This window comes from Mesorhizobium sp. ESP6-5 (genome assembly GCF_020164695.1).
Taxonomy (GTDB): Bacteria; Pseudomonadota; Alphaproteobacteria; order Rhizobiales; family Rhizobiaceae; genus Mesorhizobium; species Mesorhizobium australicum.
In genome coordinates, this window is record NZ_JAIUGR010000010.1 from 71,142 (window position 1) to 95,210 (window position 24,069).

Genomic DNA, 24,069 nt, shown 5'->3' on the forward strand with positions numbered 1-24,069 from the left:
GCCGGGGACCGTGTCGATCCCCGGCGCCGGACATCACCTACTTCGCGGCATCCAGCGCCAGGTTGAGGGCCAGCACATTAACCGCCGGCTCGCCGAGCACGCCCAATTCCCGGTCCTCGACCTGGCTGTCGACGAGCGCCTTGACCTTGGCCTCGTCGATGCGCCTTGCCTTGGCCACGCGCGGAACCTGGGAATAAGCGGCCTCGGGACTGATCTGCGGATCAAGGCCGCTGCCGGACGTCGTCACCAGGTCCATCGGCACCGGCTGGTCCGGGTTCTCAGACTTCAGCTTTTCCGCGTCGCCCTTGATGCGCTCGATCAGCTTCGGGTTGGTCGGACCGAGGTTGGAGCCGCCGGAGGCGCTGGCATCGTAGCCGTTGCCGGCAGCCGACGGCCGTCCGTGGAAATACGTGTCGCTGGCGAAAGCCTGGCCGATCAGTTCGGAGCCGATCACCTTGCCGCCCCTCTCGATCAGGCTGCCATTGGCCTGGCGCGGGAACAGCGCCTGGGCGATGCCGGTCATGCCGATGGGATAGACGAGCCCGGTCAGCACGGTGAAGAAAACGATCATGATGATCGCGGGTCTGATCTGCTTGAGCATCGGAATGATCCTTATGCAAAGCCAAGGGCGGTGACGGCCATGTCGATTGTCTTGATGCCGACGAACGGCACGACGATGCCGCCGAGACCGTAGACGAGAAGGTTGCGGCTGAGCAGCGCACCCGCGCCGATCGCCCGGTACTTCACACCGCGCAGCGACAGCGGGATCAGCGCGATGATGATCAGCGCGTTGAAGATGATGGCCGACAGGATGGCGCTCTGCGGTGTCGCCAGATGCATGATGTTGAGCGCTTGCAGCGGACCTGTGGTCTGGCCGGGCGCGACGTAGAAGACGGCGAACATGGCCGGGATGATGGCGAAATACTTGGCCACGTCATTGGCGATCGAGAAGGTAGTCAGCGAGCCGCGGGTCATCAACAGCGCCTTGCCGATTTCGACGATCTCGATAAGCTTGGTCGGATCGCTGTCGAGGTCGACCATATTGCCGGCCTCGCGAGCAGCGACCGTGCCGGTGTTCATGGCGACGCCGACATCGGCTTGCGCAAGGGCTGGCGCATCGTTGGTGCCGTCGCCGCACATGGCGACCAGTTTGCCCTTGGCCTGCTCGTCGCGGATCAGCTTCAGCTTGTCCTCCGGTGTGGCCTGGGCAAGGAAGTCGTCGACGCCGGCTTCGGCCGCAATGGCGGCTGCCGTCATCGGGTTGTCGCCGGTGATCATGACCGTGCGGATGCCCATCTTGCGCAGCTCGGCGAAACGCTCGCGGATGCCGCCTTTGACGATGTCCTTGAGGTGCACGATACCCAGCAGGCGCCCGTCCCGCTCGACCGCCAGCGGCGTGCCGCCGGATTTCGCGACGTCGTCGGCGATCGCCTGCAAATCCCTGATCGTGTCGCTGTTCGGGCGCGTCGCGCAGCTGGTCGATGTCGCCTGGCTGACATGGGCGAGCACGGAATCCACCGCGCCTTTGCGTACCGACGAACCGTCGATGTCGACGCCGCTCATGCGGGTCTGGGCGGTGAAGGGCACGAAGGCAGCATGCAATGTCGCCATGTCGCGGGCACGGATGGCATGCTTTTCCTTGGCCAGCACCACGATCGAGCGGCCTTCCGGCGTCTCGTCGGCGAGCGAGGCAAGCTGTGCCGCGTCCGCCAGTTCCTGCTCGCTGACGCCCTTGACCGGGCGGAATTCCGTCGCCTGGCGGTTGCCGAGCGTGATGGTGCCGGTCTTGTCGAGGAGCAGCGTGTCGACGTCGCCGGCGGCTTCGACGGCGCGACCCGACATGGCCAGCACATTGAAGCGCACCAGCCGGTCCATGCCGGCAATGCCGATGGCCGACAGCAGCGCGCCGATCGTGGTCGGGATAAGCGTCACGAACAGCGCGACGAGCACGGTCACCGAAATATAGCCACCCGAGTAGTGGGCAAAGCTCGGGATGGTCGCTGTGGCCAGCACGAAGATCAGCGTCATGCCGACGAGCAGGATGTTGAGCGCGATCTCGTTGGGCGTCTTCTGGCGCTCGGCGCCTTCGACCAGCGAGATCATGCGGTCGAGGAATGTGTGGCCCGCGGCGGCGGTGATGCGCACGCGGATCCAGTCCGACAGCACCTGCGTGCCGCCGGTGACGGCCGATCGGTCGCCGCCGGATTCGCGGATCACCGGCGCGGATTCGCCCGTTATCGCCGCCTCGTTGACCGAGGCGACGCCTTCCACCACCTCGCCATCGGACGGGATGATGTCGCCGGCTTCGACGAGAACGATATCGCCGACCTTCAGGCTGGTGCCGGGTACCAGCTTGAACCTGGTGCGGTCCACGCCGGTCAAAAGCTTAGCCTGGGTTTCGGTGCGAGCCTTGCGCAGCGAATCCGCCTGCGCCTTGCCGCGCCCTTCGGCGACGGCTTCGGCGAAATTGGCGAACAACACGGTGAACCACAGCCAGATGATGATCTGCAGCGTGAACAGCAAATCACCGCCGCCGGTGACGAGGTCCTTGACGAACAGCACCGATGTCAGCGCCGAGACGACGGCGACGACGAACATCACCGGGTTGCGGGCCAGCGTGCGCGGATCGAGTTTGCGGAAGGCGCCGCCGATGGCGGGCCACAGGATGCCGGCATCCATGATGCTGGCTGACTTTGACTGACTCATTTTGAAGCTCCGGCTTCAGTGTTGGTGTGCGGCGGCGATTGGTCGGATGCCGAAAAAAGATGAGGAAGCCCGTAGGCCAGCAGCCAAAGCGCGATCATGGCGGCGGCAAGCCCAAGAAACGTCGACATGGTCGGGAAGGGAGGCGGCAGCCCCTCCTTCCCCGGATCGGCCCGATGCCTGATATTGCGGCGCTTGTTGCTGAACCAGGACATGTCTGCCTCAGAATGTCTGTCCATGGATCATCGCCAGGTGCTCGACGACAGGTCCGACGGCGAGCGCCGGGAAGAAGGTCAGGCCGCCGACGATGACGATGACGCCGACCAGCAGCCCGACGAACAGCGGACCGTCGGTCGGGAAGGTGCCGGCTGAGGCGGGGACGGTCTTCTTCGCCGCCAGCGCGCCGGCGATGGCGAGCGCCGGGATGATGACCAGGAAGCGGCCCATCAGCATACCGATGCCGAGCGTGATGTTGTACCAGGGCGTGTTGCCGCTGAGGCCGCCGAAAGCCGAACCGTTGTTGGCCGCCGCCGAGGTGTAGGCGTAGAGAATCTCGGAGAAGCCGTGCGGCCCGCCATTGGCGATCGACGCCACCGCGCTCGGCAACACCACCGCGATCGCCGTGAAGATCAGCGTCGCCAGCGGCAGGCATAGGATCGCCAGCATCGCCATCTTGACCTCCTTCGCCTCGATCTTCTTGCCGAGATATTCGGGCGTGCGGCCGACCATCAGGCCGGCAACGAAGACGGCGATCAGGATGAACATCAGCATGCCGTAGAAGCCGGCGCCGACGCCACCGACGATGACCTCGCCGAGTTGCATGTTGATGAGCGGAATCATGCCGCCGAGCGCGGTGAAGCTATCGTGCATGGCGTTGACCGCGCCGCAGGAAGCGGCCGTCGTGATGACGGCGAACAAAGCCGAGAGCGCGATGCCGAAGCGGGTCTCTTTCCCTTCCATATTGCCGCCGTCGATGCCCAGCGCATGCACCAGCGGATTGCCCGCGGCTTCCGCCCAATAGCAGACAGCGACGCCAACGATGAACAGCACGCCCATGGAGGCGAGGATCGCCCAGCCCTGGCGCTGATTGCCGACCATGCGGCCGAAGACGTTGGTCAATGCGGCGCCGACGACGAAGATCGACAGCATCTGGATCAGGTTGGAGACGGCGTCGGGATTCTCGAATGGATGTGCCGCGTTGGCATTGAAGAAACCGCCGCCATTGGTGCCGAGCATCTTGATGGCGACCTGCGAGGCGACCGGCCCCAGCGCGATGGTCTGCTTGGCGCCCTCAAGCGTCGTGGCGTCGACGTAAGGCCCCAGCGTCTGCGGCATGCCGAGCCAGACATAGACCAGGGTGAGCACGACGCAGAGCGGCAAGAGCACATAGAGCGTGGCGCGCGTCATATCGACCCAGAAATTGCCGATCGATCTTCCGGAAGCGCGGGCGAAGCCGCGGATCAGCGCGATTGCAATGGCGATGCCGGTGGCGGCCGAAACGAAATTCTGGACCGTCAGCCCGGCCATCTGCACGAGGTAGGACATCGTGCTTTCGCCGCCGTAGTTCTGCCAGTTGGTGTTGGTCGTGAAGCTTACGGCGGTGTTGAAGGCGAGCGCTGGGTCGACCGCGCTCATGCCGGCCGGATTGTAGGGCAGACTGCCTTGCAGGCGTTGCAGGACATAGAGCAGCAGGAAGCCCGCCAGGTTGAACATCAGGAGAGCCACCGCATAGGTGGTCCAGTGCTGTTCTTCCCGCTCGCTGGTTCCGCAAATGCGGTAGAGCCCGCGCTCGAGCGGGCCGAGGACCGGTGAAAGCGGTGTGCGATCGCCATTGAAGACGCGGTGCATGTAGAAGCCAAGCGGCTTCACCAGCAAAACGAGGATCCCGCAATAGAGGAGTATCTGTATCCATCCGTTCAGTGTCATGGCTGTGGCTTTCCGTGCCTTCAGAAGCGTTCTGGACGAATGAGCGCGTAGGTGAGGTAGGCGAGCAGGAACAAGGTCACGCCACCGCCGAGGATGTAATCGACAAGCATGGTTCGATCCTTCAGCTTAAATTCTGTCGCAAGCTTTGACGTAGACGATGGACAGGCCGAAGAACAAAACCCCGATCCCAAGAACAATAATGTCCATTGTGCTTTTCCTTGCTTCCAGTTTCTACTGTTCGCCTGCCAAAGACAGGTCGGCAATACCGTGAGACGGCGCACTGCACTGGGCGGCGTCCGAGGGCTTTTGCTCGACGTGAATATGACCCGATCGCCATAAAGGTTCGAGACGGGGCGGATGGGAAAGAAATAGGAATTCTATAAAGGTTTCCGGCGCGGCTCGCCGTCGAAGAGCAGCTCGTCGACGCGGATTGCCGGGAAGGATATGCCGCCGCGCTTTGCGGCCTTGCTGGGAACGCTCTACCGCGGCTCCCGCGTCAGGCTGAGATAGGTCGGATCGAACTCGGCGATTTCCTGGAGCCTGTGCCAATCCAGGATTGTCACCGTGTGATTTGCCCAGTTGACGACGCCGACTTTGCGCAAGGCACCGATGACGCGGTTCATGTGTACGACGGAAAGACCGAGCACATCGGCCAGCTCGGCCTGTGAGAGCGGCAGGTGAAAGCTCATGCCGTTGGTGCGCTGCACCACCTGCAGCCGTACGAAAAGCTCACAGAGGAGATGGGCCAGGTGTGAGGTCTTGGAGCGGCGGCCCATCGCCACGATCCACTCGCGATGGATGGCGCCGTCGACCAGCGTGTCCAGCCACAGCAGCCGCGTCAGATGCGGCGCTTCCTCGGTGATGGCGCGAAGCCGGCTGTGATCGGCGAACATCACATGACAGGGCGACATGGCAACGATGCCGTGATCCATCGTCTTCAGGAGGAAGGCGTGGAGATCGACGAAATCGCCAGGCACCTGCAGCGAGGTGAACTGCCGGCCGCCGTTCTCGAGCACCTTGTAGCGCGCTGCCAAACCGTCGAGGATCAGGGTCGAATGGGTGGGCCGTGCGCCCGATGCGACGATATCCTGGCCGACCGCGAAATGCCGCTCGAAAGTCATGGCCTCAGCCAGCAGCGCCTTTTCGGCATCGGAAAGCGCGTCGTGCTGGGCGAGATTCAGATACAGGGATTCCAGCACCGCTATCTCCAGCGAAAGGGCTCAGAGCCGATCGCCAACTGTCGAAAGCAAGAGGCGGCTACCGAAGCACTAGGTTGTCGGGCGCCGGCGGGCATTAACATTTGTTAGAAGGCGCTTATTCGCCAACGAAGATCATCTCTGATGGAACAACGGCTTAGCCCGCGAATTGTCGCTCAAGTCTCTTTTGGAAATTTCATCAGCTCGGGATCCGGCCGCATCATGCCCAGATACTTTCTCGACCTTTACAATGGCGATGGCCTGACGGTGGATGACCATGGTCAGGTGTTCGACTCGCGCGAGCGTCTGCGGCGCGAGGCAATCCTTATCCTGCCCGACATCATTCGCGACGAGATGATCGAAAACGACCGAACGGCCATCACCGTGAAGGTGCGCGACGAGAGCGGGCGCCATGTCTTCGAGGCATCGCTCGTCATCTCATCGAGTTGGTGCGATTGACCGCGGCCTGGTCTGCGGACCCTCCGCAAGATGGAACGGAAAAGCCGGGCTCGGAGGGCCAAGCCGGGCTTTCGGGGGAGCGGCCGTACGAACCGGCCATCGCAATGACAGCTCGAACGATCAGGCGGCGTAGCCGCCATGGCCGCGTGCGACGGCCCTCGCCACGATGACCGGCTCGATCTCGGGCCAGAGAATACCGGTGGCTTCCGCGAATTCAACAAGCGCATGGCGCGCCTCGTCCCTCGTGATGCAGCCTTCCAAGGCCAGGCTGCACGCCTCGACGGCATTGCGATAAAGCGGACCACGTCGGGAGGTCGTCCAGTTGGTCAGGAAATCGTGCATTTCGGCCAGCGAGGCGATTTCGCGCTTGAAGCCGAGACCGACGGTCAGTGCGACGGGCGAATGAAACAGCTTGTCATACATGAAGCGGGCTCCTGATTGGACGCGGTTCTCGGAGAAAATCCTGGCGGGGATCTATGATGAGACGCCGGGTAACGCATCGCGAGCTGGGAGGTTCCGGAGCAAACAGGACCGTTTGCGAAACGCACGCCTGAGTGCGCCGGAAATCTTGCATCCTGATCCACCGGCCATGGCTGCTACTCCGTCGGACCGGCGAGAAGACGGATTAAGGTTCGATAGTCGAGATGCTAGTATGCTAGACTGCACCCAGAAGCGCCCGGCGAAAAGGGAAGCTGGCGGAGAGAGCGGGATTCGAACCCGCGTTACGGTCTCCCGTAAACACACTTTCCAGGCGTGCGCCTTCAACCACTCGGCCACCTCTCCGTCCTTGCATTTTTCGCGACGGCCGGTTTCGCCGCGCGGGTTGGGGACAATGCAGTCCCTTCAGGGAGGAGTAGCGATTTCCGCGCTATGGGTGCCGCCAACCAGCGGACACCTCTCCCCGGCACCTGAGCCGTCAAAGCAACAGGCGCGGGGCTCATCTAGTCGATCCCGCGCCGAATGCCAAGCCATAACGACAGTCTATTCGCTTTGCCGGCCACACAGCGCTTCGCGAGGCCGCCGCGGCATCCGTTTCGAGGTGCCGACGCCCCGAATGATGTGCACAGGCGAGCCCGCAAGGCCGGCCGCGCTTGACTTCGTCGCGGGCCACCTGTCGAGTGGAACGGAGGCTTTGCGGGGGCATCGTCCGGGCATGACATCAGGCAGTGAACAACCCAGCGGTGGGATGCCGGGGCAGGCGCCAACCGGACGCCCGGACAGCGGGCTGTCCTACGTGCCGGTGGGCTGGCTCATCTTCGTCATGGCGTGGTCGGTCTACGGCCTGGCCTCGGCCTGGTGGCTGACCGGCAATTCCGGCCTGCCGGACAGGATCTTCTATTTCCTCCTTGGCGGGCTTGCCGTCGACATCATCACCATCCTGTGGGGGCTTTATTTGCTCGGCCTTGCCTTTGGCCGCTCGGCGCGCTTCCCGCGCCAGTTCATCATTTGGCAGGTGGCGACCATCGCCTGGGTGCTGGCGAGGCAGGCCTATGTGCTCGCCGTGCCCGATTTCGTCTTTTCCGCCAGGAGCCTGCTTATCGGCGGCGCCGAAATCGCCATCGGCCTGCTCTGCATCTATCTGCTGCGCCGTGGGTCGGGCGCCGAGGGCGTCTATGCCAGGCCGCGGGCCGAAGCGCCGTCGGTCTTCGTTTCCATCGTGGCTGCCTTGCTCGGCATCGTCCTGGGCGCGGTCATTGGCGCCGTTGGCGGATTCCTGGCTGGCTCGGTGATCGCCGATGTCGCCGAGGTCAGCTGCTTCGAGGGCGGCTGCGGCTACTTTGCCGCCTTCATCGGATTGGCCGGGCTGGTGGTCGGCGCCATTGCCGGAGGCATTCTTGCCGTCTGGCTCGTTCACCGCCCCAGGCGCGAGCCGGTCGCATAGGGCCCAGAAAAGCGCGGGCCTCAAATTCGCGTATCGCGATTGCAGCTGAACCGCACGCATTCTATTTCTGTTTCGGATATGTGCCGGTGGTCTTCTGGTCAGCGTCCAGGGGGAACCGGGGGAGAGCCTGATGTTTCGCTTCGTCTTTCGTCTTGCGGCCATGGTCGCGCTGTCGGTTTCCGTCATCATGGCGGTGCTCGACACGACGCGCACGGTGGCGGCTTCGGCCCTTGTGCTGACCCCGCTCAACGCCAGTTGGCTGGCCGTCTCGCCGGACACGCGGGCCGCCTTCGAAACCTTCGTGCGCGCCAAGGCCAGTCCGCTGCTGTGGGACACGGTCATCGCCTGGGTGCTCAACCAGCCGGGCTTTGCCGTCTTCGCGGTGCTGGCCTTGCTGCTGTACGCCATCGGCTATCGGCGGCAGCGGCGCACAGGACAGTTCGCCGCCAACTGAACCCATCTCCCGCACCATTCCGGCCGGCTGCTGAAAGCTTGCACGCAAGATCGGATCGCGGCGTGGCTTGCCCGTGGCACGCTTTTCCAAAAGGTCAAAATTCCGCGTGAATTTTGTTTCGGGCCGTGCCAGATTGCCCGGGAGCGGGAGGGCAATACACTCCTGGCTAACGTCGTTTGCTTGCCGGAGAACCGGGCAGGCAGGCGGTGTGCAACGGAAAAAATAACCGACAGGGTGTGGATCACATGAAACGTATCGTTCTCGGCCTTCTGGCCGCAACCGCAATGGTTCTTCCGGCTTTCGCCGCGGATGTCCAGCCGGCCATCCTCTATGATCTGGGCGGCAAGTTCGACAAATCCTTCAATGAGGCTGCCTACCATGGCGCCGAAAAATTCAAGACCGAGACCGGCGTCGCCTATGTCGAGTTCGAAGTGTCCAACGCCTCGCAGCGCGAGCAGGCGCTGCGCCGCTTCGCCGAGGACGGCCACAACCCGATCGTCATGGCCGGCTTTGCCTGGGAGGATGCGCTGAAGAAGGTCGCGGCCGAATACCCGGACCTCAACTTCGCCATCATCGACGATGCGGTCGACCTGCCCAATGTCCGCTCGCTGGTGTTCAAGGAGAATGAAGGCTCCTATCTCGTCGGCATCATGGCCGCGATGGCGTCGAAGTCGAAGAAGGTTGCCTTCGTCGGCGGCATGGACATCCCGCTGATCCGCAAGTTCGAATGCGGCTATGTCGGCGGCGCCAAGTCCGCTGGCGCGACCGACGTCATCCAGAACATGACTGGCGATACGCCGGCGGCGTGGAACGATCCGGCCAAGGGTGGCGAGATTGCCAAGACGCAGATCGACCAGGGCGCCGACGTGGTTTACGCGGCCGCCGGCGGCACCGGTGTCGGTGTGTTGCAGGCGGCGGCCGATGCCGGCAAGCTCGGCATCGGCGTCGATTCCAACCAGAACGGCCTGCAGCCCGGCAAGGTGCTGACCTCGATGCTGAAGCGCGTCGACGTTGCCGTCTACACCGCCTTCATGGATGGCAAGAACGGCACCTTCAAGGGTGGCGTCGAGAATCTCGGCCTCAAGGAAGGCGGCGTCGACTACGCCATGGACGACAACAACAAGGCACTGGTGACCGACGAAATGAAGGCGGCCGTCGAAAAAGCCAAGGCCGACATCATCGCCGGTACTGTCAAGGTGCACGACTACACCGCCGACAACGCCTGCCCCTATTGATCGGCGGCACCGTACGGCCATGATCTGCAACCGCCGGGCGAAAGCCCGGCGGTTTTGCTTTTGCCGATCGAACGAAGCTGGCATGGAGCGAGGAATGCAGCCAACGATCGAACCCATCCGCGGGCATGACATCGAAGTCGTCGCGCGACTGCGGATTGCCGCCTTCTTCGAGGGGACGGGAAGGACCCTGGAAGAGGATGCGGCAGGGCTTCGCAACCTGCTGACCAGCGACGGCCTCGAAAAGGCTCTGGTTGCCCGTGTGAACGATGTGCCGATAGGCACCTGCCTGCTGGTCCGCCACGAACTGGAACCGGCGCATGATCTGACACCGTGGCTGGCCGGGCTTGTCGTCGATGCCGGCCATCGAGGCAAGGGAACCGGCACCGCGCTGGTCAAGGCGATCGAAGCGCATGCAGCGTCAGCCGGCGTCGAGACGCTCTACCTCTACACTTGGCAAGCGCGCGAGTTCTACGTGGCGCTCGGCTGGGACGCGATCGAGCTGTGCGAACAGGACGGCGAAACGATGATGCTGATGTCGCGCCGGCTCGATCACAATGTGCCCAGGAGATAGCCGAGCGCGAAGGCCGCAATCAGCCCGGCCATGACGACAAGTCCACGCCGACCGCCGAGCGAATGCACGCCAACGCCATACGGCTGTCGGGACAGGCTTCGGATCACTGTCGGCGACTTTGCATCGTTGCCGCCCAGGCCAACGCCTCGCATCTGCGGCAATTCGGCGAGTCGCTGCGTAACCAGTTCCCAATGATTGACGCCGGCTGGTTTTTCGGCGCGATCGAAGACATGCATGCGCTCGGCCAGCTGCACCACCGCGTCGCGGAACGCAGGGTCGATCTCGAGATCGCGCTCGGCGCGCTCGCGCTCGGCATCGTTCATCAGGCCCAGCACATAGTCGCCGGCCCTTGCGACACGATCGCTCTCACCGGCCATGATCCGTGCCCTCCCCCTCTCCTTACCAGTGTGGCGGCTTGGTCACCGGCACATCCGGTGCCGCCTGCTCTTCAATCGCCAGGAAGCGGTCGGTCAGCGCATCGAGCTTGCGCTGCATGCGGTCGATCACCTTCCACTGCTCGGCGATCTGGCCCGACAGTTCCTCGATGGTCTTCTCCTGCTCGGCGGCGCGGATTTCCAGCGTCGTCAGCCGGTCGGCGGGCATCATCATGCAAAGTCCCCAGTTTGTACCGCGACACCTTGCGCCGCAACGTCAAATCGACCTCGCCATAGTAGCGAATGTGAGAGCTTCGGCCACGTTCGAAATTGACAAGCGCGCGGGGATTTGTCGAGAGTGGATGCTGCTCCGGACAATTGGCATGGGCGGAGTGCCATGCTAGGCGTTTTGACCAAGCGATAAAAAAATAAGAGTGGGACAGGCTGCATGGCGCAAGCCGCAATCGAACTGATCGGCATCAACAAGAGTTTCGGCGCGGTGCGCGCCAACCGGGACATCAATCTGGAGATCGCGCGCGGCACCATCCACGGCATCGTCGGCGAGAACGGCGCCGGCAAGTCGACGCTGATGTCGATCCTCTACGGTTTCTACCAGGCCGACAGCGGCGAGATCCGCGTCGGCGGCAAGCCGGCATCGATCAAGACACCCAACGACGCGATCGCGCTCGGCATCGGCATGGTGCACCAGCATTTCATGCTGGTCGACAATTTCTCGGTGCTGGAGAACATCATCCTCGGCGCCGAAACCGATGCGCTTCTGAAGAGCAGCATCGCCAAGGCGCGCTCCGAGCTTGACCGGCTTGAGCGCGAATACGGGCTGGAAGTCGATCCCGATGCGATCATCGAAGAACTGCCGGTCGGCCTGCAGCAGCGTGTGGAAATCCTGAAGGCGCTTTATCGCGGCGCCGAAATCCTGATCCTCGACGAGCCGACGGGCGTTTTGACGCCGGCCGAGGCCGACCACCTGTTCCGCATCCTCAGGCAGTTGAAGGAACAGGGAAAGACGGTGGTGCTGATCACCCACAAGCTGCGCGAGATCATGGCCATCACCGACACCGTTTCGGTGATGCGTCAGGGCACGATGGTGGCGACCCGGGAGACCAGGAAAACCACCGTCGAGGAACTGGCCGAACTGATGGTCGGGCGGCGTGTCCTCTTGAGGGTCGAAAAGGGCGAAGCCGAGGCCGGTGCCGTCAAGCTCGCGGTCAAGAACCTGACGGTCAGGGATTCCCGTGGCGTCACCATGGTCGACGACGTCTCCTTCGATTTGCGCGCCGGCGAGATCGTCGGCATCGCCGGCGTTGCCGGCAACGGGCAATCCGAGTTGCTTGAGGCGATTTCCGGCATCAGGCACGCCGTTTCCGGTTCCGTGACGCTCGACGGCAAGCCGATCGATCTCACCGGCAAGGCCGATCCCGGCGAATTGCGCGACCGTGGCCTCGCCCACGTACCGGAAGACCGCCACCATGTCGGGCTGGTGCTGGCCTTCGAGGAGAACGAGAATTCCATCCTCGGCTACCACGACGATCCCCGTTACCTCAGGGGACCGTTTCTCAACATCGATGCCATCATGGCCGATGCCAGGGACAAGATCGAGAAATACGACATTCGTCCCGGCAATCCGCGCCTGAAGACGGCCAATTTTTCCGGCGGCAACCAGCAGAAGATCGTGCTCGCGCGTGAAATCGAGCAGGACCCCGGCGTGCTGATCGTCGGCCAGCCGACGCGGGGCGTCGACGTCGGTGCCATCGAGTTCATCCACAAGCGCCTGATCGCCATGCGCGACCAGGGTAAGGCGGTGCTGGTGGTCTCGGTCGAGCTAGACGAGATCCGCTCGCTCTCCGACCGCATCCTGGTGATGTTTGCCGGCCGGGTCGTTGGCGAGCGCGGCCCCGACGCGACCGAAGGCGAGCTTGGCCTGCTGATGGCCGGTGTCGAGCATCGGGAGGCGGCGCAATGAGCACGCCTTACGCCAAATTGCCGGCCTGGGCCGACTACGGGCTGATCCCGCTGATCAACCTGTCGGTCGCCTTCATCGTCGCTGGCTTCGTCGTCATGCTCGTCGGCGAAAACCCCTTCCGTGCCGCCGTCATCCTGGTCGAAGGCGCCTTCGGCAAGGGCACCGGCATCGCCTTCACCCTCTTCTACGCCACGACCTTCATATTCACCGGGCTTTCGGTGGCGGTGGCGGCGCATTGCGGACTGTTCAACATCGGCACCGAGGGGCAGGCCTACATCGCCGGCCTCGGCATCGCCATCGTCTGCCTTTCCTTCGACAGCACACTGCCCTGGTGGCTGACTTTTCCGCTGGCCATCGTCGCCTCGGCGCTCGTGGGCGCATCGTGGGCGTTTATCCCCGCCTACCTGCAGGCCAAGCGCGGCTCGCACATCGTCATCACGACAATCATGTTCAACTTCATCGCCGCCTCGATCATGGTCTACCTGCTGGTCGGTCCGCTGAAGCCGGCAGGGTCGCAGGCGCCGCAGACGCGCAACTTCCTCGCCGGTGCGGAACTGCCGAAACTGAACTGGATCATCGAATTGTTCGGCGCCAAGATCCGCTCGGCCCCGCTCAACATCTGCTTCCTGCTGGCGCTGGTGATGGCTTTCCTGGTCTGGCTGCTGATCTGGCGTACCAAGCTCGGCTATGAGATGCGCACCTATGGCCACAGCCCGAAAGCGGCCCGCTATGCCGGCATTTCGGAAACCCGCATCATCATCACTGCGATGATGATCTCGGGCGCGCTGGCCGGCATGATGGCGCTCAACCCTGTGATGGGCGACCAGCACAATGTCGCGATCGACTTCGTTTCGGGCGCCGGTTTCGTCGGTATCGCCGTGGCGCTGATGGGCCGCCTGCATCCGGTCGGCATCGTGCTGGCGGCGATCCTGTTCGGCATGCTTTACCAGGGCGGCGCCGAACTCGCCTTCGAGATGCCGGCAATCAGCCGCGACATGATCGTCATCATTCAAGGATTGGTCATCCTCTTCGCCGGCGCGCTGGAGCATATGTTCAGGCCCTATATCCAGGCTCTGTTCGCCTCGTTCAGCCCGAAATCGGTGGGCATGCAGGCTGTCAACGGGAAGGGCGCCTGAGATGGATATCTTCAACGCGATCATCCAGGTGCTGGACTCTACCATCCGCCTGTCGGTGCCGCTGCTGCTTGCCTGTCTCGCCGGCCTCTATTCGGAGCGGGCCGGCATTTTCGACATCGGCCTCGAAGGCAAGATGCTGGTCGGCGCCTTCGCGGGTGCTGCCGCGGCTTCCGTGTTCCATTCGGCGCTTATCGGTCTCGGCATGGCGATCCTGATCTCTGTCGCCTTCGCTTTGGTGCACGGCTTTGCCTCGATCACCCATCGCGGCAACCAGATCGTTTCGGGCGTTGCGATCAACTTCGTCGCCGCTGGATCGACCATCATTCTCGGCCAGGCATGGTTCCAGCAGGGTGGCCGCACGCCGGCGCTGCAACCGGGCGAACGATTCGAGGCGATCATCTGGCCCGGCGCCGATGCAATCAGGGGCGTGCCGATCATCGGTCCGATCTATGCCGAACTGATCTCCGGCCATTCGATCCTCGTCTATTTCGCCTTTGCGATGGTGCCGTTCACCTGGTGGGTGCTGTTTCGCACGCGTTTTGGCCTCAGGCTGCGCGCGGTCGGCGAGAATCCGGCCGCGGTCGACACCGCCGGCATCTCGGTCGCCTGGCTGCGCTATCGCGCGCTGATCTGCACGGGCATCCTGACCGGATTTGCAGGCGCCTATCTTTCGATGGTGCAGAATGGCGGCTTCGTGAAGGACATGACCGCGGGCAAGGGCTACATCGCGCTGGCCGCGCTGATCTTCGCCAAATGGAAGCCGGTCAACGCCATGTTCGCCTGCCTTCTGTTCGGCTTCCTCGACGCGGCGTCGATCCGCCTGCAGGGAACACCGCTGCCCATTGTCGGCAAGGTGTCGGTGCAGTTCATGCAGGCCCTGCCCTATATCCTCACCGTCATCCTGCTTGCCGGCTTCATCGGCAAGGCCATCCCGCCGCGCGCCGGCGGCGTGCCCTATGTCAAGGAACGCTAAAGGTCGACAGTTCGGCGCGGACGAGCGCCGGGTTTGCACACGATCATCGGAGAGAACATCTGAATGTCGCATGATCTGTTCGAAGCGGCCAAGGCTGCCATGGCTAAGGCTTATGCGCCTTATTCCAAGTTCCCGGTGGGTGCCGCCATACGCACCGAGGACGGACGCGTCTTCACAGGCGCCAATATCGAGGTCGCCTCCTATCCGGAAGGCTGGTGCGCCGAGACCACCGCGCTTGGCCATTATGTCATGGGCGGCGGCGGCAAGATCGTTGAAATCGCCGTCCTTGCCGAACGCATGGCCAAATGCTCGCCTTGCGGCGGCTGCCGCCAGCGACTGGCCGAATTCTGCCGCCCGGAAACGAAGCTCTATCTCTGCGACAACACCGGCGTGGCCGAAACCGTGACCATGGGCGACATGCTGCCCTACGGCTTCCGCGGCGACATTCTGAAATGAAGAGCTGGCTGATATGACGCAAAAAACGGTCGACCACCTTATCGAAAGGCTGGACGGCCTGGCGCCGTCGACCGCGCTTGTGCTGGGTTCGGGCCTGGGCGGCCTGGTCGACCGGATCGAGAATCCGATCCGCGTCTCCTATGCCGACCTGCCCGGCTTTCCCAGGAGCGGTGTCAGCGGCCACGCCGGCCAAGTGGTCGCCGGGCTGTTTGCCGGCGTTCCCGTGCTTATGCTGTCCGGCCGCGCCCACTACTATGAGCATGGGAACGCCGCGGCGATGCGTCCGGTGCTGGAAGTGCTCGCCGGCATCGGCATCACGAAACTGATCCTCACCAACGCGGCCGGCTCGGTCGATCCGGATATGCCGCCGGGTTCGGTGATGCTGCTCACTGATCATATCAACTTCTCCGGCACCAACCCGCTGATCGGCGAGCCCAGCGACCGCCGTTTCGTCGGCCTCACCGAAGCTTATGATGCCGGCATCCGCGACGCGATCGAAGGCGCGGCGAAGGCGACCGGCACTGCGCTTCACAAGGGCGTCTACATGTGGTTCTCGGGCCCCTGCTTCGAGACGCCGGCCGAAATCCGCATGGCGCGCATCATGGGCGCCAACGCCGTCGGCATGTCGACCGTGCCGGAAGTGATTCTCGCGCGTTTCCTCGGCCTTCGCGTCGCTGCCTGTTCGGTCATCACCAATTTGGCCGCCGGCATGACCGGAGCCGAGCTTTCGCACCAGGAAACCAAGGACATGGCGCCGGTTGGCGGATCGCGGCTGGCAACGGTGCTGCAGCGCGTGTTCCGTGACGGGCTGCTGGAGAGCTGATGCTTCCACAGGAAATCATCCGTCACAAGCGCGACGGCCACAGGCTGGCGCCTCACGAGATCGCCACCTTCATCGACGGCGTGACGTCGGGTACCGTCACCGACGGCCAGGTCGCGGCCTTTGCCATGGCGGTGTTCTTCAACGGCATGAACCGCGACGAGGCGGTGGCGATGACGCTGGCCATGCGCGATTCCGGCGACGTGCTCGACTGGTCGGATTTGCCAGGCCCTGTCACCGACAAGCATTCCACGGGCGGTGTCGGCGACAATGTCTCGCTGATGCTGGCGCCGATCGTTGCCGCCTGCGGTGCCTATGTGCCGATGATCTCGGGCCGTGGCCTCGGCCATACCGGCGGCACGCTGGACAAGATGGATGCCATTCCCGGCTATATCAGCCAACCCGACATCACGCTGTTCCGCAAAGCCGTGCTTGAAACCGGCTGCGCCATCATCGGCCAAACCGCCGACCTGGCACCTGCCGATCGCCGGCTCTACGCCATCCGCGACGTGACCGGAACCGTGGAGTCCGTGCCGCTGATCACCGCATCGATCCTGTCGAAGAAGCTCGCGGCGGGCCTGCAATCGCTGGTGCTCGACGTCAAGGTCGGCAATGGCGCCTTCATGGAGAAATCCCGGGATGCGACCGCGCTTGCCAATAGCCTCGTCGAGGTCGCCAGCGGCGCCGGACTGAAAGTCTCGGCGCTAATCACCGGCATGAACGAACCGCTTGCCTCCGCCGCCGGCAATGCCGTCGAGGTGCGCAATGCCGTCGATTTCCTGACCGGCCGCCTGCGCGACCGGCGGCTGGAGGACGTGACGCTGGCGCTGGCAGCCGAAATGCTGCAGTCGGCGGGACTGGTATCGTCGAACCAGGACGGCATGCGACGCGCCACCGAGACACTCGCCAGCGGCCGCGCAGCCGCCACCTTCGCGCGCATGGTGACGGTGCTTGGCGGCCCCGCCGATTTCATCGAGAAGCCAGAGAAATATCTGTCGGAAGCAGCAACGGAAATCGCGGTGAAGGCGACGTCGGAGGGTTTCGTCACTGGCATCGCCACCCGCGACATCGGTCTCGCGGTCGTCGGCCTGGGCGGCGGGCGCACCCGGCCCGACGACAGGATCGACCCCTCGGTCGGCATCACCAGGCTGCTGCCCATAGGCGCGGAAGTACGCGCCGGAGATGCGCTGGCGCTGATCCACGCCCGCTCACCGTCCGATGCCGAGACGGCAGCCGCGACCGTGCTTTCAGCCTATGCGATCGGCGCTTCGAAGCCGGCCGCCGACAAGTCGGTCATCCGGCGGATTCTGCCGCGTGGCTGAGTGGACCTACTGAACCAGCAGCAATGTGCCGTTTTCGGCCTGGTATTTGCCGAGTCTGTTGAGAAAGCTCATGCCGATCAGGTTGGTGCGCAGTGCCCTGTCGTCGAGTACGATCGCCTGCACACCTTCGACGCTGATGCTGCCGATCTGCAGACGATCAATCGTCACCACGGCTGCCTTGATGGTGCCGTTGGCGGTGTTGACTTCGTGGCTGAAATCGGAGGGATTGAGCGACAGTCCGATCCGGCGTGCCGTCGACATATTGACCGCGACCAGCGTCGCACCGGTGTCGATCATGCCGTCGACTTGACGGCCGTTGAGCCTGAAGGTCGACGAGAAGTGTCCGCGCCCGTCCGCCGCGACCACGACCTTCCGGCCGGTCGGCAGCGGCGCTACCGGCTTGTCGGGAACGGAGGCCAGGCTGACATCCGGTTGCGTCTCGGCCGCTGGCTTGGCCGTCACCGCCGATTTCAGCAGGTTTTCGAATATTCGCGGATTCGACTGGTAGACGACCGGGATCGATGCCGACGCACCGGCAAAGACGCTGAGAATGAGAAGCTTGCGCAGCATGGATCGGCCTTTGTGAAGAGCTGATCATTAGCGCCGGATGGTGTTTGCCGCTTTAACGCGCGCCGGAACCACGTCTTTGCGTAAACGCCTGGTAAAAAATACCAAGCACATTGCTCGGGTATTACTTCGTCCCGTACATGCGGTCGCCGGCATCGCCAAGGCCGGGCATGATGTAGCCCTTCTCGTTGAGCTGGCGGTCGATGGACGCGGTGAAGACCGGAACATCCGGATGCGCCTTGGTAAAGCGCTCGATGCCTTCGGGCGCCGCCAGCAGGCACAGGAAGCGGATGTTGGTGGCGCCGCGCTCTTTCAACTTGTCGATCGCCGCGATCGCCGAATTGGCTGTCGCCAGCATCGGGTCGACGACGATGACCAGCCGGTCGGCGAGGTCGCTCGGCGCCTTGAAGAAATACTCGACGGCCTCCAGCGTTTCATGATCGCGGTAGAGGCCGACATGGGCGACGCGGGCCGCCGGCACCAGGTCGAGCAAACCTTCGAGCAGGCCGTTGCCGGCGCGCAGCACCGAGGCGAAGACCAGCTTCTTGCCCTCCAGCGTCGGAGCCTCCATCGTCTCCATAGGCGTTTCGATCGTTGTCGTCGTCAGTTCGAGATTGCGGGTGACCTCATAGCCGAGCAGCAGCGATATCTCACGCAGCAACCGCCGGAAGCCGGCCGTCGAGGTCTCCTTCTTGCGCATGATGGTCAGCTTGTGCTGGACAAGCGGATGATCGACGACGGTGACGCCCTTCATGATGTGCTCCGACGGAATAGTGAGTGGTGAACAGTGAGTAGTGAATAGTGAATAGTGAGCCGATTTGCGAGTCCCTGCGTCAGTGAAAGCGCCGGCCTTCAACCGCTCGATGCGTGCACCGTCACTACCGACTACTGACTGTTCACCGAACTTTCGCGTCCAACCGACCGAGCAGCGCTGTCTTGGTCTTCCTGTCGACGAAGGCGGCTTCGATGGCTGTTCTGGTGACAGCGGCAAGCGCCTTTTCGCTCATCGAGAAATGTTCGGCGGCGATATCGTATTCGTGCTTCAGCGAGGTCCAGAAATAGGGCGGGTCGTCGGAGTTGAGCGTCACCTTGCAGCCGGCCGCCTGCAGGGCGGGAAAGGGATGGTCGGCGAAACTGTCGAACAGCTTGAGCGCGATATTGGAGCCGGGGCAGCATTCCAGCACGACACCCTGGTCGGCGATGCGCCGGACAAGGTCGGGGTTTTCGATGGCGCGCACGCCATGGCCGATGCGCGACGGGCGGATATGGTCGAGTGCCGCCTGGACGGTTTCCCAGCCCGTCAGTTCGCCGGCATGGACGGTGATGCCGAGCCCGGCCTCGCGCGCGATCTCGAAAGCCCTGACATAGTCCTCCATCTCGCCCATGCGCTCGTCGCCGGCGACGCCGAACCCGGTAACCAGCGGATGGCCGCAACGCGCCGCGAAGCGTGCCGCGCGCTCGATCGACTCGACACCGACATGGCGCACGCCGGTGACGATCATGCGGCCCTCGATGCCGGTCTTTGCCTTGGCGCGCAGCATGCCTTCGCCGAGCGCATCGGTGTAGGCCTTGGATGACAGCCCGGCTTTCGTCGCGTGGTCGGGCGAGGTGAACACCTCGGAGTAGATGGCGCCATCGCGGGCCAGGCTGGTCAGATAGTGGTCGGCCAGCCGCGCATAATCCTCCTCGGTCCGGAACAGGTCGGCGGAGAAGTCATAGGCGGCGAGAAAGGAGGTGAAATCGTGCCAGACGAAAGAACCGTTCTGGATATAAGGCGAGGTGTCCTTGCCGTATTTCTGCGCCTGGCGAATGACGAGATCGGGCGCCGCTGCCCCTTCGATGTGGCAGTGCAGTTCCGCTTTCAGAGGCATTCAAACATCCCGTCGGTCAGTCCAGGTCTTGAAGCCCACCACCTGGAAGCGCGGCTGAACACCGCGCCTTAAACAATAGCGCCCGCATCATCGATCGGCTATGGTCCCGCCGGTTTTATGACGGATCAAAAAAATGTCAGTTGAGAGAACCACGGCCGCCGGCGGCATGGAAACCTCCTATGGTTTTAAGCGTGTAGGGAAAGGCGAGAAGCAATCCCTGGTCAACGATGTTTTCCACAAGGTCGCTGACCGCTACGACCTGATGAACGATTTGATGTCTGCTGGCCTGCACCGGCTGTGGAAGGATGCCATGGTCGCCTGGCTCAATCCGCCCAAGCGCGCGGGCTGGCGCGTGCTCGACGTTGCCGGCGGTACCGGCGACATCGCCTTTCGCATCGTCGATGCCAGCCATGGCCATGCCCATGCCACCGTGCTCGACATCAATGGCTCGATGCTCGCCGTCGGGCGCGACAGGGCCGATAAGAAGGGATTGTCCGGCAACACCGATTTCGTCGAGGCCAACGCCGAGGAACTGCCCTTCCCCGACGCCAGCTTCGACGCCTACACCATCGCGTTCGGCATTCGAAATGTCCCGCATATCGACGTGGCCCTGGGCGAGGCATTGCGCGTGCTGAAGCCCGGCGGCCGTCTCCTGTGCCTGGAGTTCTCCGAGGTCGAGATGCCGCTGCTCGACAAGGTCTACGAAGCCTGGTCGTTCAATGCCATCCCCAGGATCGGCAAGTTGGTCACCGGGGACGGCGAGCCCTATTCCTATCTGGTCGAATCGATCGCAAAATTCCCCAATCAGCAAAACTTCGCGGCGATGATTTCTCGGGCCGGCTTCGACCGCGTCTCCTTCCGCAACTATTCCGGCGGCATAGCGGCCCTGCATTCGGGCTGGAAGCTTTGAAGCCGTCGCCGATCTTCCTCACGCGACGAGCCTTGCGCCAGTTCGATGAACCGGTAGGGCGGACGCGGCCATGAGCACCGTCAGCGCGGCGTTCCGGCTCGTACGGGCCGGTTGGGTGCTGGTGCGCGAGGGCGTCGTTGCCGCCTTGCCCGGCGAGGAACTATCCGGCCTGCCGAAATTCGGCTGGCGGCTGGCGCGGCTGTTCACCCGCCGCCGCGCGCTCGCCTATGAGCGCAGCGATCGGCTGGCCAAGGCGGTGGTCCGGCTCGGCCCATCCTACGTCAAGCTTGGCCAGTTCCTGGCAACGCGGCCCGATGTCGTCGGCAACGACATGGCGCTCGATCTCGCAATGCTGCAGGACAAGATGCACACCTTCCCGACAGCGGAAGCGGTGGCCGCCATCGAAGCCTCGCTCGGGCGCAGGCTCGGCGATCTTTACAAGCAGTTCGGCGACCCGGTCGCCGCGGCTTCCATCGCCCAGGTCCATGCCGCTGAAACCGTCGATGGTGGCGTCGCCAGGAAGGTAGCGGTCAAGGTCATCCGGCCGGGCGTGCGCCGCCGCTTCTTCCAGGACCTCGAAAGCTATTTCCTCGCCGCCCGCCTGCAGGAGAAATACATACCGTCGTCGCGCCGGCTGAGGCCGGTCGAGGTGACCGAGACGCTGGCGCAGACCACCAGGATCGAGATGGACCTGCGCCTCGAGGCGGCCGCGCTCTCGGAACTTGGCCAAAGCACCAGGGAAGACCCTGGCTTTCGCGTCCCTTCGGTGGACTGGGAACGCACCGGCCGCGACGTGCTGACCATGGAATGGGTCGACGGCGTCAAGATGAACGACATCGCCGGCCTGCAAAGCGCCGGCCATGACCTGAAGGCAATCGCCACCAACCTCATCCAGTCCTTCCTGCGCCATACGCTGCGCGACGGCTTCTTCCACGCCGACATGCATCCGGGCAATCTGTTCGTCGAGGCGAACGGCACCATCGTTGCCGTCGATCTCGGCATTGCCGGACGCCTTGGCAAGAAGGAGCGCCGCTTCCTCGCAGAAATCCTCTACGGCTTCATCACACGCGACTATCTGCGCGTCGCCGAGGTGCATTTCGAGGCCGGCTATGTGCCGCGCCAGCACAATGTCTCTGCCTTCGCGCAGGCGATCCGCGCCATCGGCGAGCCGATCCATGGCCAACCCGCCGAAACCATTTCGATGGCCAAGCTTCTGACGCTGCTGTTCGAGGTGACCGAACTCTTCGACATGGCGACACGGCCGGAATTGATCCTGCTGCAGAAGACCATGGTGGTTGTCGAGGGCGTGGCGCGCACGCTCGATCCGGCTTTCAACATGTGGAAGACCGCCGAACCGGTGGTCGGCGGCTGGATAGCCGGGAACCTCGGGCCGCGCGGCCTGCTGGCCGACGCGCGCGACGGCGGCAAGGCAATACTGACGCTGATCCGCCAGGCGCCGGAACTCGCGGCCCGTACGGAACGGCTGTCGCGAGAGATCGACCTGATGGCCGAGCACGGCCTGCGCTTCGATGAGGCGACCGCCCGCGCCATAGGCAAGGCCGAAGCGCGCTACAGCCGTTCCGGCCGTGTCGCATTATGGGTGATCGCGCTGACGCTGGTCTACATTGCCTGGAAGCTTCATTAGGCCTGTGTTCGCGGCAAGCCAGCTGCTTGCGGCAATTTGATTGCATTGCTATCATCGCCATCAAGTAAGATGAGTAGAGTGCAATCACATGGCCAGCATCACGATCCGCAACCTGGACGATGAGGTCAAGGAGTTGCTGCGCCGTCTGGCGGCGGAAAACGATCGCTCCATGGAAGAACAGGCGCGGGTGATGATCCGGGCCGCCGTCGACGGCCAGGTCGGCCCTGTTGGCCGTCTCGACCAGATCGAGAAAGCGCTGCACAAACTGGCCACTTCGCAAGGCACCCCGACCCCGGCGTCGGCATTAGCAGGCAAGAGCTTGCCGCGAGGCACGCTTTCCAACAAGCGCATCCTGCTTATAATCGGCGGCGGCATCGCCGCTTACAAGGCGCTCGATCTCATTCGCCGGCTGCGCGAGCGCGGCGCGGCGGTGCGCGTCGTCATGACATCGGCGGCGCAGGAGTTCGTCACCACGCTGTCGGTCGGTGCGCTCTCCGCCGACCATGTCTTCACCGACCTGTTCGACCGCAATGACGAGCACGATGTCGGCCACATCAGGCTGTCGCGCGAGGCGGACCTCCTGGTGGTGGCGCCCGCCACTGCCGACCTGATGGCCAAGCTCGCCAATGGCCATGCCAGCGATCTGGCCTCGACCGTGCTCATCGCCACCGACAAGCCGGTGCTGATGGCCCCGGCGATGAACCCCAGGATGTGGTCGCATCCCGCCACCCGCCGCAACCGCGCGAGCTTGGGCAAGGACGGCATCACCTTCGTGGGCCCCGCCAAGGGTGAGATGGCCGAGAGCAATGAGGCCGGCGAAGGCCGCATGGCCGAACCGCTTGAGATCGTCGCCGCGGTCGAGGCGCTGCTCGATGCCGGCCCCAGGCCACTGGCGGGGCGCAAGATCATCGTCACGTCGGGCCCGACGCACGAGCCAATCGACCCGGTGCGCTATATCGCGAACCGCTCGTCCGGCAAGCAGGGCCACGCCATCGCCGCGGCATTGGCAAGGCTCGGCGCCGATGTGCGCCTCGTCTCCGGTCCCGTCACCATCGCCGATCCGGCCGGAGTGAAGACCCTCCATGTCGAACGGGCGCAGGAGATGCGCGACGCGGTGGAACAGCTTCTGCCCGCCGACGCCGCGGTGTTCGTCGCCGCCGTTGCCGACTGGCGCACCGAGAATTCAGCCGGTGAGAAGATCAAGAAGGTCGCGGGCGAAGGCCCGCCGGTGCTGCGCATGGTCGAAAACCCCGACATCCTGGCGGGTGTCGGCCATCACAAGCAGCGACCAGGCCTGGTCGTCGGCTTTGCCGCCGAGACGCAGGATCTCTTGCGCAACGCCGAGGCCAAGCTCACGAAAAAAGGGGCCGATCTCATCGTCGCCAACGATGTGTCGCACCAAAGCGGCATCGGTCCTTCAGGCGTGATGGGGGGTGATCGCAACCGGGTGCGGATCGTGTCGAAGGCCGGCGTCGAGGAATGGCCTGAAATGACCAAGGACGAGGTGGCGGCACGGCTTGCCGCGCTCATCGCCGAGCGGTTGAAAATCATCGTCGTCTGACAAGTGCCGGCGGAAGCGTTTGCCGCC

General features: G+C 63.7%; 26 protein-coding genes and 1 tRNA gene. 14 read left to right on the forward strand and 13 right to left on the reverse strand.

From position 1 onward, the window contains the following. Positions 1-37 precede the first annotated feature (37 nt). The 6 genes from kdpC to LB524_RS17740 all read right to left on the reverse strand — a co-directional run bounded on the left by kdpC (position 38) and on the right by LB524_RS17740 (position 5,828). The gene (kdpC, locus tag LB524_RS17715; RefSeq protein WP_140721236.1) at positions 38-601 is read right to left on the reverse strand and encodes a potassium-transporting ATPase subunit KdpC; all 564 of its coding nucleotides are present in this window, start codon (positions 599-601) and stop codon (positions 38-40) included. An 11-nt stretch (positions 602-612) separates the two neighbouring features. Continuing rightward, a complete protein-coding gene (gene kdpB / locus LB524_RS17720; RefSeq protein WP_224528840.1) occupies positions 613-2,706 on the reverse strand; it encodes a potassium-transporting ATPase subunit KdpB in 2,094 nt (697 codons plus the stop codon). Further along, positions 2,703-2,918 (reverse strand): hypothetical protein, encoded by a 216-nt coding sequence (locus tag LB524_RS17725; protein ID WP_015315767.1) that lies wholly within the window; start codon positions 2,916-2,918, stop codon positions 2,703-2,705. The genes kdpB and LB524_RS17725 overlap by 4 nt, the downstream gene beginning before the upstream one ends. 7 nt (positions 2,919-2,925) lie before the next feature. Next, positions 2,926-4,629 carry a potassium-transporting ATPase subunit KdpA gene (gene kdpA / locus LB524_RS17730; protein WP_224528844.1) on the reverse strand — a complete coding sequence of 568 codons (1,704 nt, stop codon included), beginning with the start codon at positions 4,627-4,629 and terminating at the stop codon, positions 2,926-2,928. 20 nt (positions 4,630-4,649) lie between these two features. Next, entirely contained in the window at positions 4,650-4,739 is a 90-nt protein-coding gene (gene kdpF, locus LB524_RS17735; RefSeq protein WP_015315765.1) for a K(+)-transporting ATPase subunit F, read from the reverse strand. A 369-nt stretch (positions 4,740-5,108) separates the two neighbouring features. After that, a complete protein-coding gene (locus LB524_RS17740) occupies positions 5,109-5,828 on the reverse strand; it encodes a Crp/Fnr family transcriptional regulator (RefSeq protein ID WP_015315764.1) in 720 nt (239 codons plus the stop codon). Positions 5,829-6,047: 219 nt separating this feature from the next. On the opposite strand from LB524_RS17740, the gene LB524_RS17745 reads away from it, so the two are divergent. Beyond that, on the forward strand, positions 6,048-6,284 hold the full coding sequence (locus LB524_RS17745) for a DUF6894 family protein (protein WP_140721227.1): 237 nt from the start codon (positions 6,048-6,050) through the stop codon (positions 6,282-6,284). Positions 6,285-6,404: 120 nt separating this feature from the next. Here the strand turns inward: LB524_RS17745 and LB524_RS17750 are convergent, their stop codons facing one another. Both LB524_RS17750 and LB524_RS17755 read right to left on the reverse strand, forming a co-directional pair. Next, positions 6,405-6,707 (reverse strand): DUF982 domain-containing protein, encoded by a 303-nt coding sequence (locus LB524_RS17750; RefSeq protein ID WP_140661736.1) that lies wholly within the window; start codon positions 6,705-6,707, stop codon positions 6,405-6,407. Between the two features lie 270 nt (positions 6,708-6,977). After that, a tRNA-Ser gene (locus tag LB524_RS17755) sits at positions 6,978-7,067 on the reverse strand. Between the two features lie 370 nt (positions 7,068-7,437). On the opposite strand from LB524_RS17755, the gene LB524_RS17760 reads away from it, so the two are divergent. The 4 genes from LB524_RS17760 (at position 7,438) to LB524_RS17775 (ending at position 10,426) form a co-directional block, all read left to right on the forward strand. Then, a complete protein-coding gene (locus LB524_RS17760) occupies positions 7,438-8,166 on the forward strand; it encodes a DUF2569 domain-containing protein (protein ID WP_224528846.1) in 729 nt (242 codons plus the stop codon). 130 nt (positions 8,167-8,296) lie between these two features. Beyond that, positions 8,297-8,620, forward strand: a complete 324-nt coding sequence (locus LB524_RS17765; RefSeq protein ID WP_140661735.1) for a hypothetical protein — start codon at positions 8,297-8,299, stop codon at positions 8,618-8,620. A gap of 245 nt (positions 8,621-8,865) precedes the next feature. Beyond that, complete coding sequence (locus LB524_RS17770) at positions 8,866-9,855, forward strand: BMP family protein (RefSeq protein ID WP_015315759.1); 990 nt, start codon at positions 8,866-8,868, stop codon at positions 9,853-9,855. Between the two features lie 94 nt (positions 9,856-9,949). After that, positions 9,950-10,426, forward strand: a complete 477-nt coding sequence (locus tag LB524_RS17775; RefSeq protein WP_224528850.1) for a GNAT family N-acetyltransferase — start codon at positions 9,950-9,952, stop codon at positions 10,424-10,426. Here the strand turns inward: LB524_RS17775 and LB524_RS17780 are convergent. Both LB524_RS17780 and LB524_RS17785 read right to left on the reverse strand, forming a co-directional pair. Further along, positions 10,405-10,803 carry a hypothetical protein gene (locus LB524_RS17780; protein WP_224528852.1) on the reverse strand — a complete coding sequence of 133 codons (399 nt, stop codon included), beginning with the start codon at positions 10,801-10,803 and terminating at the stop codon, positions 10,405-10,407. The two genes, LB524_RS17775 and LB524_RS17780, sit on opposite strands and share 22 nt — an antisense overlap. A 22-nt stretch (positions 10,804-10,825) precedes the next feature. Then, positions 10,826-11,032 (reverse strand): SlyX family protein, encoded by a 207-nt coding sequence (locus LB524_RS17785; protein WP_224529122.1) that lies wholly within the window; start codon positions 11,030-11,032, stop codon positions 10,826-10,828. A 216-nt stretch (positions 11,033-11,248) separates the two neighbouring features. Between LB524_RS17785 and LB524_RS17790 the strand changes: the two genes are divergently transcribed. The 6 genes from LB524_RS17790 to deoA all read left to right on the forward strand — a co-directional run bounded on the left by LB524_RS17790 (position 11,249) and on the right by deoA (position 17,488). Next, positions 11,249-12,781, forward strand: a complete 1,533-nt coding sequence (locus LB524_RS17790; protein WP_224528854.1) for an ABC transporter ATP-binding protein — start codon at positions 11,249-11,251, stop codon at positions 12,779-12,781. Further along, positions 12,778-13,917 carry an ABC transporter permease gene (locus LB524_RS17795; protein ID WP_224528856.1) on the forward strand — a complete coding sequence of 380 codons (1,140 nt, stop codon included), beginning with the start codon at positions 12,778-12,780 and terminating at the stop codon, positions 13,915-13,917. The genes LB524_RS17790 and LB524_RS17795 overlap by 4 nt, the downstream gene beginning before the upstream one ends. A gap of 1 nt (position 13,918) precedes the next feature. Then, positions 13,919-14,890: an ABC transporter permease gene (locus LB524_RS17800; protein ID WP_015315754.1), complete on the forward strand. Its 972-nt coding sequence runs from the start codon at positions 13,919-13,921 to the stop codon at positions 14,888-14,890. A 63-nt stretch (positions 14,891-14,953) separates the two neighbouring features. Continuing rightward, positions 14,954-15,346, forward strand: a complete 393-nt coding sequence (cdd, locus tag LB524_RS17805; protein WP_140618828.1) for a cytidine deaminase — start codon at positions 14,954-14,956, stop codon at positions 15,344-15,346. A 13-nt stretch (positions 15,347-15,359) separates the two neighbouring features. Further along, positions 15,360-16,169, forward strand: coding sequence for a purine-nucleoside phosphorylase (locus tag LB524_RS17810; RefSeq protein WP_140713251.1), 810 nt, complete (start codon positions 15,360-15,362; stop codon positions 16,167-16,169). Beyond that, entirely contained in the window at positions 16,169-17,488 is a 1,320-nt protein-coding gene (gene deoA, locus LB524_RS17815) for a thymidine phosphorylase (RefSeq protein ID WP_224528858.1), read from the forward strand. The genes LB524_RS17810 and deoA overlap by 1 nt, the downstream gene beginning before the upstream one ends. 6 nt (positions 17,489-17,494) lie before the next feature. Here deoA and LB524_RS17820 read toward each other — a convergent pair whose 3' ends face one another. The 3 genes from LB524_RS17820 to LB524_RS17830 all read right to left on the reverse strand — a co-directional run bounded on the left by LB524_RS17820 (position 17,495) and on the right by LB524_RS17830 (position 19,926). Next, entirely contained in the window at positions 17,495-18,058 is a 564-nt protein-coding gene (locus LB524_RS17820) for a TIGR02281 family clan AA aspartic protease (RefSeq protein ID WP_015315750.1), read from the reverse strand. A 121-nt stretch (positions 18,059-18,179) separates the two neighbouring features. Beyond that, on the reverse strand, positions 18,180-18,809 hold the full coding sequence (upp, locus tag LB524_RS17825) for a uracil phosphoribosyltransferase (RefSeq protein WP_015315749.1): 630 nt from the start codon (positions 18,807-18,809) through the stop codon (positions 18,180-18,182). Between the two features lie 142 nt (positions 18,810-18,951). Beyond that, positions 18,952-19,926: an adenosine deaminase gene (locus LB524_RS17830; RefSeq protein WP_224528860.1), complete on the reverse strand. Its 975-nt coding sequence runs from the start codon at positions 19,924-19,926 to the stop codon at positions 18,952-18,954. A 133-nt stretch (positions 19,927-20,059) separates the two neighbouring features. On the opposite strand from LB524_RS17830, the gene ubiE reads away from it, so the two are divergent. The 3 genes from ubiE (at position 20,060) to coaBC (ending at position 24,042) form a co-directional block, all read left to right on the forward strand. Beyond that, complete coding sequence (ubiE, locus tag LB524_RS17835) at positions 20,060-20,836, forward strand: bifunctional demethylmenaquinone methyltransferase/2-methoxy-6-polyprenyl-1,4-benzoquinol methylase UbiE (RefSeq protein ID WP_140661727.1); 777 nt, start codon at positions 20,060-20,062, stop codon at positions 20,834-20,836. A 70-nt stretch (positions 20,837-20,906) separates the two neighbouring features. Then, the gene (gene ubiB, locus LB524_RS17840; protein ID WP_224528862.1) at positions 20,907-22,481 is read left to right on the forward strand and encodes a 2-polyprenylphenol 6-hydroxylase; all 1,575 of its coding nucleotides are present in this window, start codon (positions 20,907-20,909) and stop codon (positions 22,479-22,481) included. An 88-nt stretch (positions 22,482-22,569) separates the two neighbouring features. Next, positions 22,570-24,042: a bifunctional phosphopantothenoylcysteine decarboxylase/phosphopantothenate--cysteine ligase CoaBC gene (coaBC, locus tag LB524_RS17845; protein WP_224528863.1), complete on the forward strand. Its 1,473-nt coding sequence runs from the start codon at positions 22,570-22,572 to the stop codon at positions 24,040-24,042. The last annotated feature ends 27 nt before the right edge of the window (positions 24,043-24,069 follow it).

Excerpts from the sequence above, each read along its gene's own strand:
- LB524_RS17810 (WP_140713251.1), top strand. The coding sequence starts at position 15,360 with ATGACGCAAAAAACGGTCGACCACCTTATCGAAAGGCTGGACGGCCTG.
- LB524_RS17795 (WP_224528856.1), top strand. The coding sequence starts at position 12,778 with ATGAGCACGCCTTACGCCAAATTGCCGGCCTGGGCCGACTACGGGCTG.
- LB524_RS17765 (WP_140661735.1), top strand. The coding sequence starts at position 8,297 with ATGTTTCGCTTCGTCTTTCGTCTTGCGGCCATGGTCGCGCTGTCGGTT.
- deoA (WP_224528858.1), top strand. The coding sequence starts at position 16,169 with ATGCTTCCACAGGAAATCATCCGTCACAAGCGCGACGGCCACAGGCTG.
- LB524_RS17770 (WP_015315759.1), top strand. The coding sequence starts at position 8,866 with ATGAAACGTATCGTTCTCGGCCTTCTGGCCGCAACCGCAATGGTTCTT.
- cdd (WP_140618828.1), top strand. The coding sequence starts at position 14,954 with ATGTCGCATGATCTGTTCGAAGCGGCCAAGGCTGCCATGGCTAAGGCT.
- LB524_RS17800 (WP_015315754.1), top strand. The coding sequence starts at position 13,919 with ATGGATATCTTCAACGCGATCATCCAGGTGCTGGACTCTACCATCCGC.
- kdpB (WP_224528840.1), bottom strand. The coding sequence starts at position 2,706 with ATGAGTCAGTCAAAGTCAGCCAGCATCATGGATGCCGGCATCCTGTGG.
- LB524_RS17760 (WP_224528846.1), top strand. The coding sequence starts at position 7,438 with ATGACATCAGGCAGTGAACAACCCAGCGGTGGGATGCCGGGGCAGGCG.
- LB524_RS17820 (WP_015315750.1), bottom strand. The coding sequence starts at position 18,058 with ATGCTGCGCAAGCTTCTCATTCTCAGCGTCTTTGCCGGTGCGTCGGCA.
- LB524_RS17830 (WP_224528860.1), bottom strand. The coding sequence starts at position 19,926 with ATGCCTCTGAAAGCGGAACTGCACTGCCACATCGAAGGGGCAGCGGCG.
- LB524_RS17775 (WP_224528850.1), top strand. The coding sequence starts at position 9,950 with ATGCAGCCAACGATCGAACCCATCCGCGGGCATGACATCGAAGTCGTC.
- coaBC (WP_224528863.1), top strand. The coding sequence starts at position 22,570 with ATGGCCAGCATCACGATCCGCAACCTGGACGATGAGGTCAAGGAGTTG.
- ubiB (WP_224528862.1), top strand. The coding sequence starts at position 20,907 with ATGAGCACCGTCAGCGCGGCGTTCCGGCTCGTACGGGCCGGTTGGGTG.
- LB524_RS17750 (WP_140661736.1), bottom strand. The coding sequence starts at position 6,707 with ATGTATGACAAGCTGTTTCATTCGCCCGTCGCACTGACCGTCGGTCTC.
- kdpF (WP_015315765.1), bottom strand. The coding sequence starts at position 4,739 with ATGCTTGTCGATTACATCCTCGGCGGTGGCGTGACCTTGTTCCTGCTC.
- LB524_RS17745 (WP_140721227.1), top strand. The coding sequence starts at position 6,048 with ATGCCCAGATACTTTCTCGACCTTTACAATGGCGATGGCCTGACGGTG.
- ubiE (WP_140661727.1), top strand. The coding sequence starts at position 20,060 with ATGTCAGTTGAGAGAACCACGGCCGCCGGCGGCATGGAAACCTCCTAT.
- kdpA (WP_224528844.1), bottom strand. The coding sequence starts at position 4,629 with ATGACACTGAACGGATGGATACAGATACTCCTCTATTGCGGGATCCTC.
- upp (WP_015315749.1), bottom strand. The coding sequence starts at position 18,809 with ATGAAGGGCGTCACCGTCGTCGATCATCCGCTTGTCCAGCACAAGCTG.
- LB524_RS17725 (WP_015315767.1), bottom strand. The coding sequence starts at position 2,918 with ATGTCCTGGTTCAGCAACAAGCGCCGCAATATCAGGCATCGGGCCGAT.
- LB524_RS17790 (WP_224528854.1), top strand. The coding sequence starts at position 11,249 with ATGGCGCAAGCCGCAATCGAACTGATCGGCATCAACAAGAGTTTCGGC.
- LB524_RS17780 (WP_224528852.1), bottom strand. The coding sequence starts at position 10,803 with ATGGCCGGTGAGAGCGATCGTGTCGCAAGGGCCGGCGACTATGTGCTG.
- kdpC (WP_140721236.1), bottom strand. The coding sequence starts at position 601 with ATGCTCAAGCAGATCAGACCCGCGATCATCATGATCGTTTTCTTCACC.
- LB524_RS17785 (WP_224529122.1), bottom strand. The coding sequence starts at position 11,032 with ATGATGCCCGCCGACCGGCTGACGACGCTGGAAATCCGCGCCGCCGAG.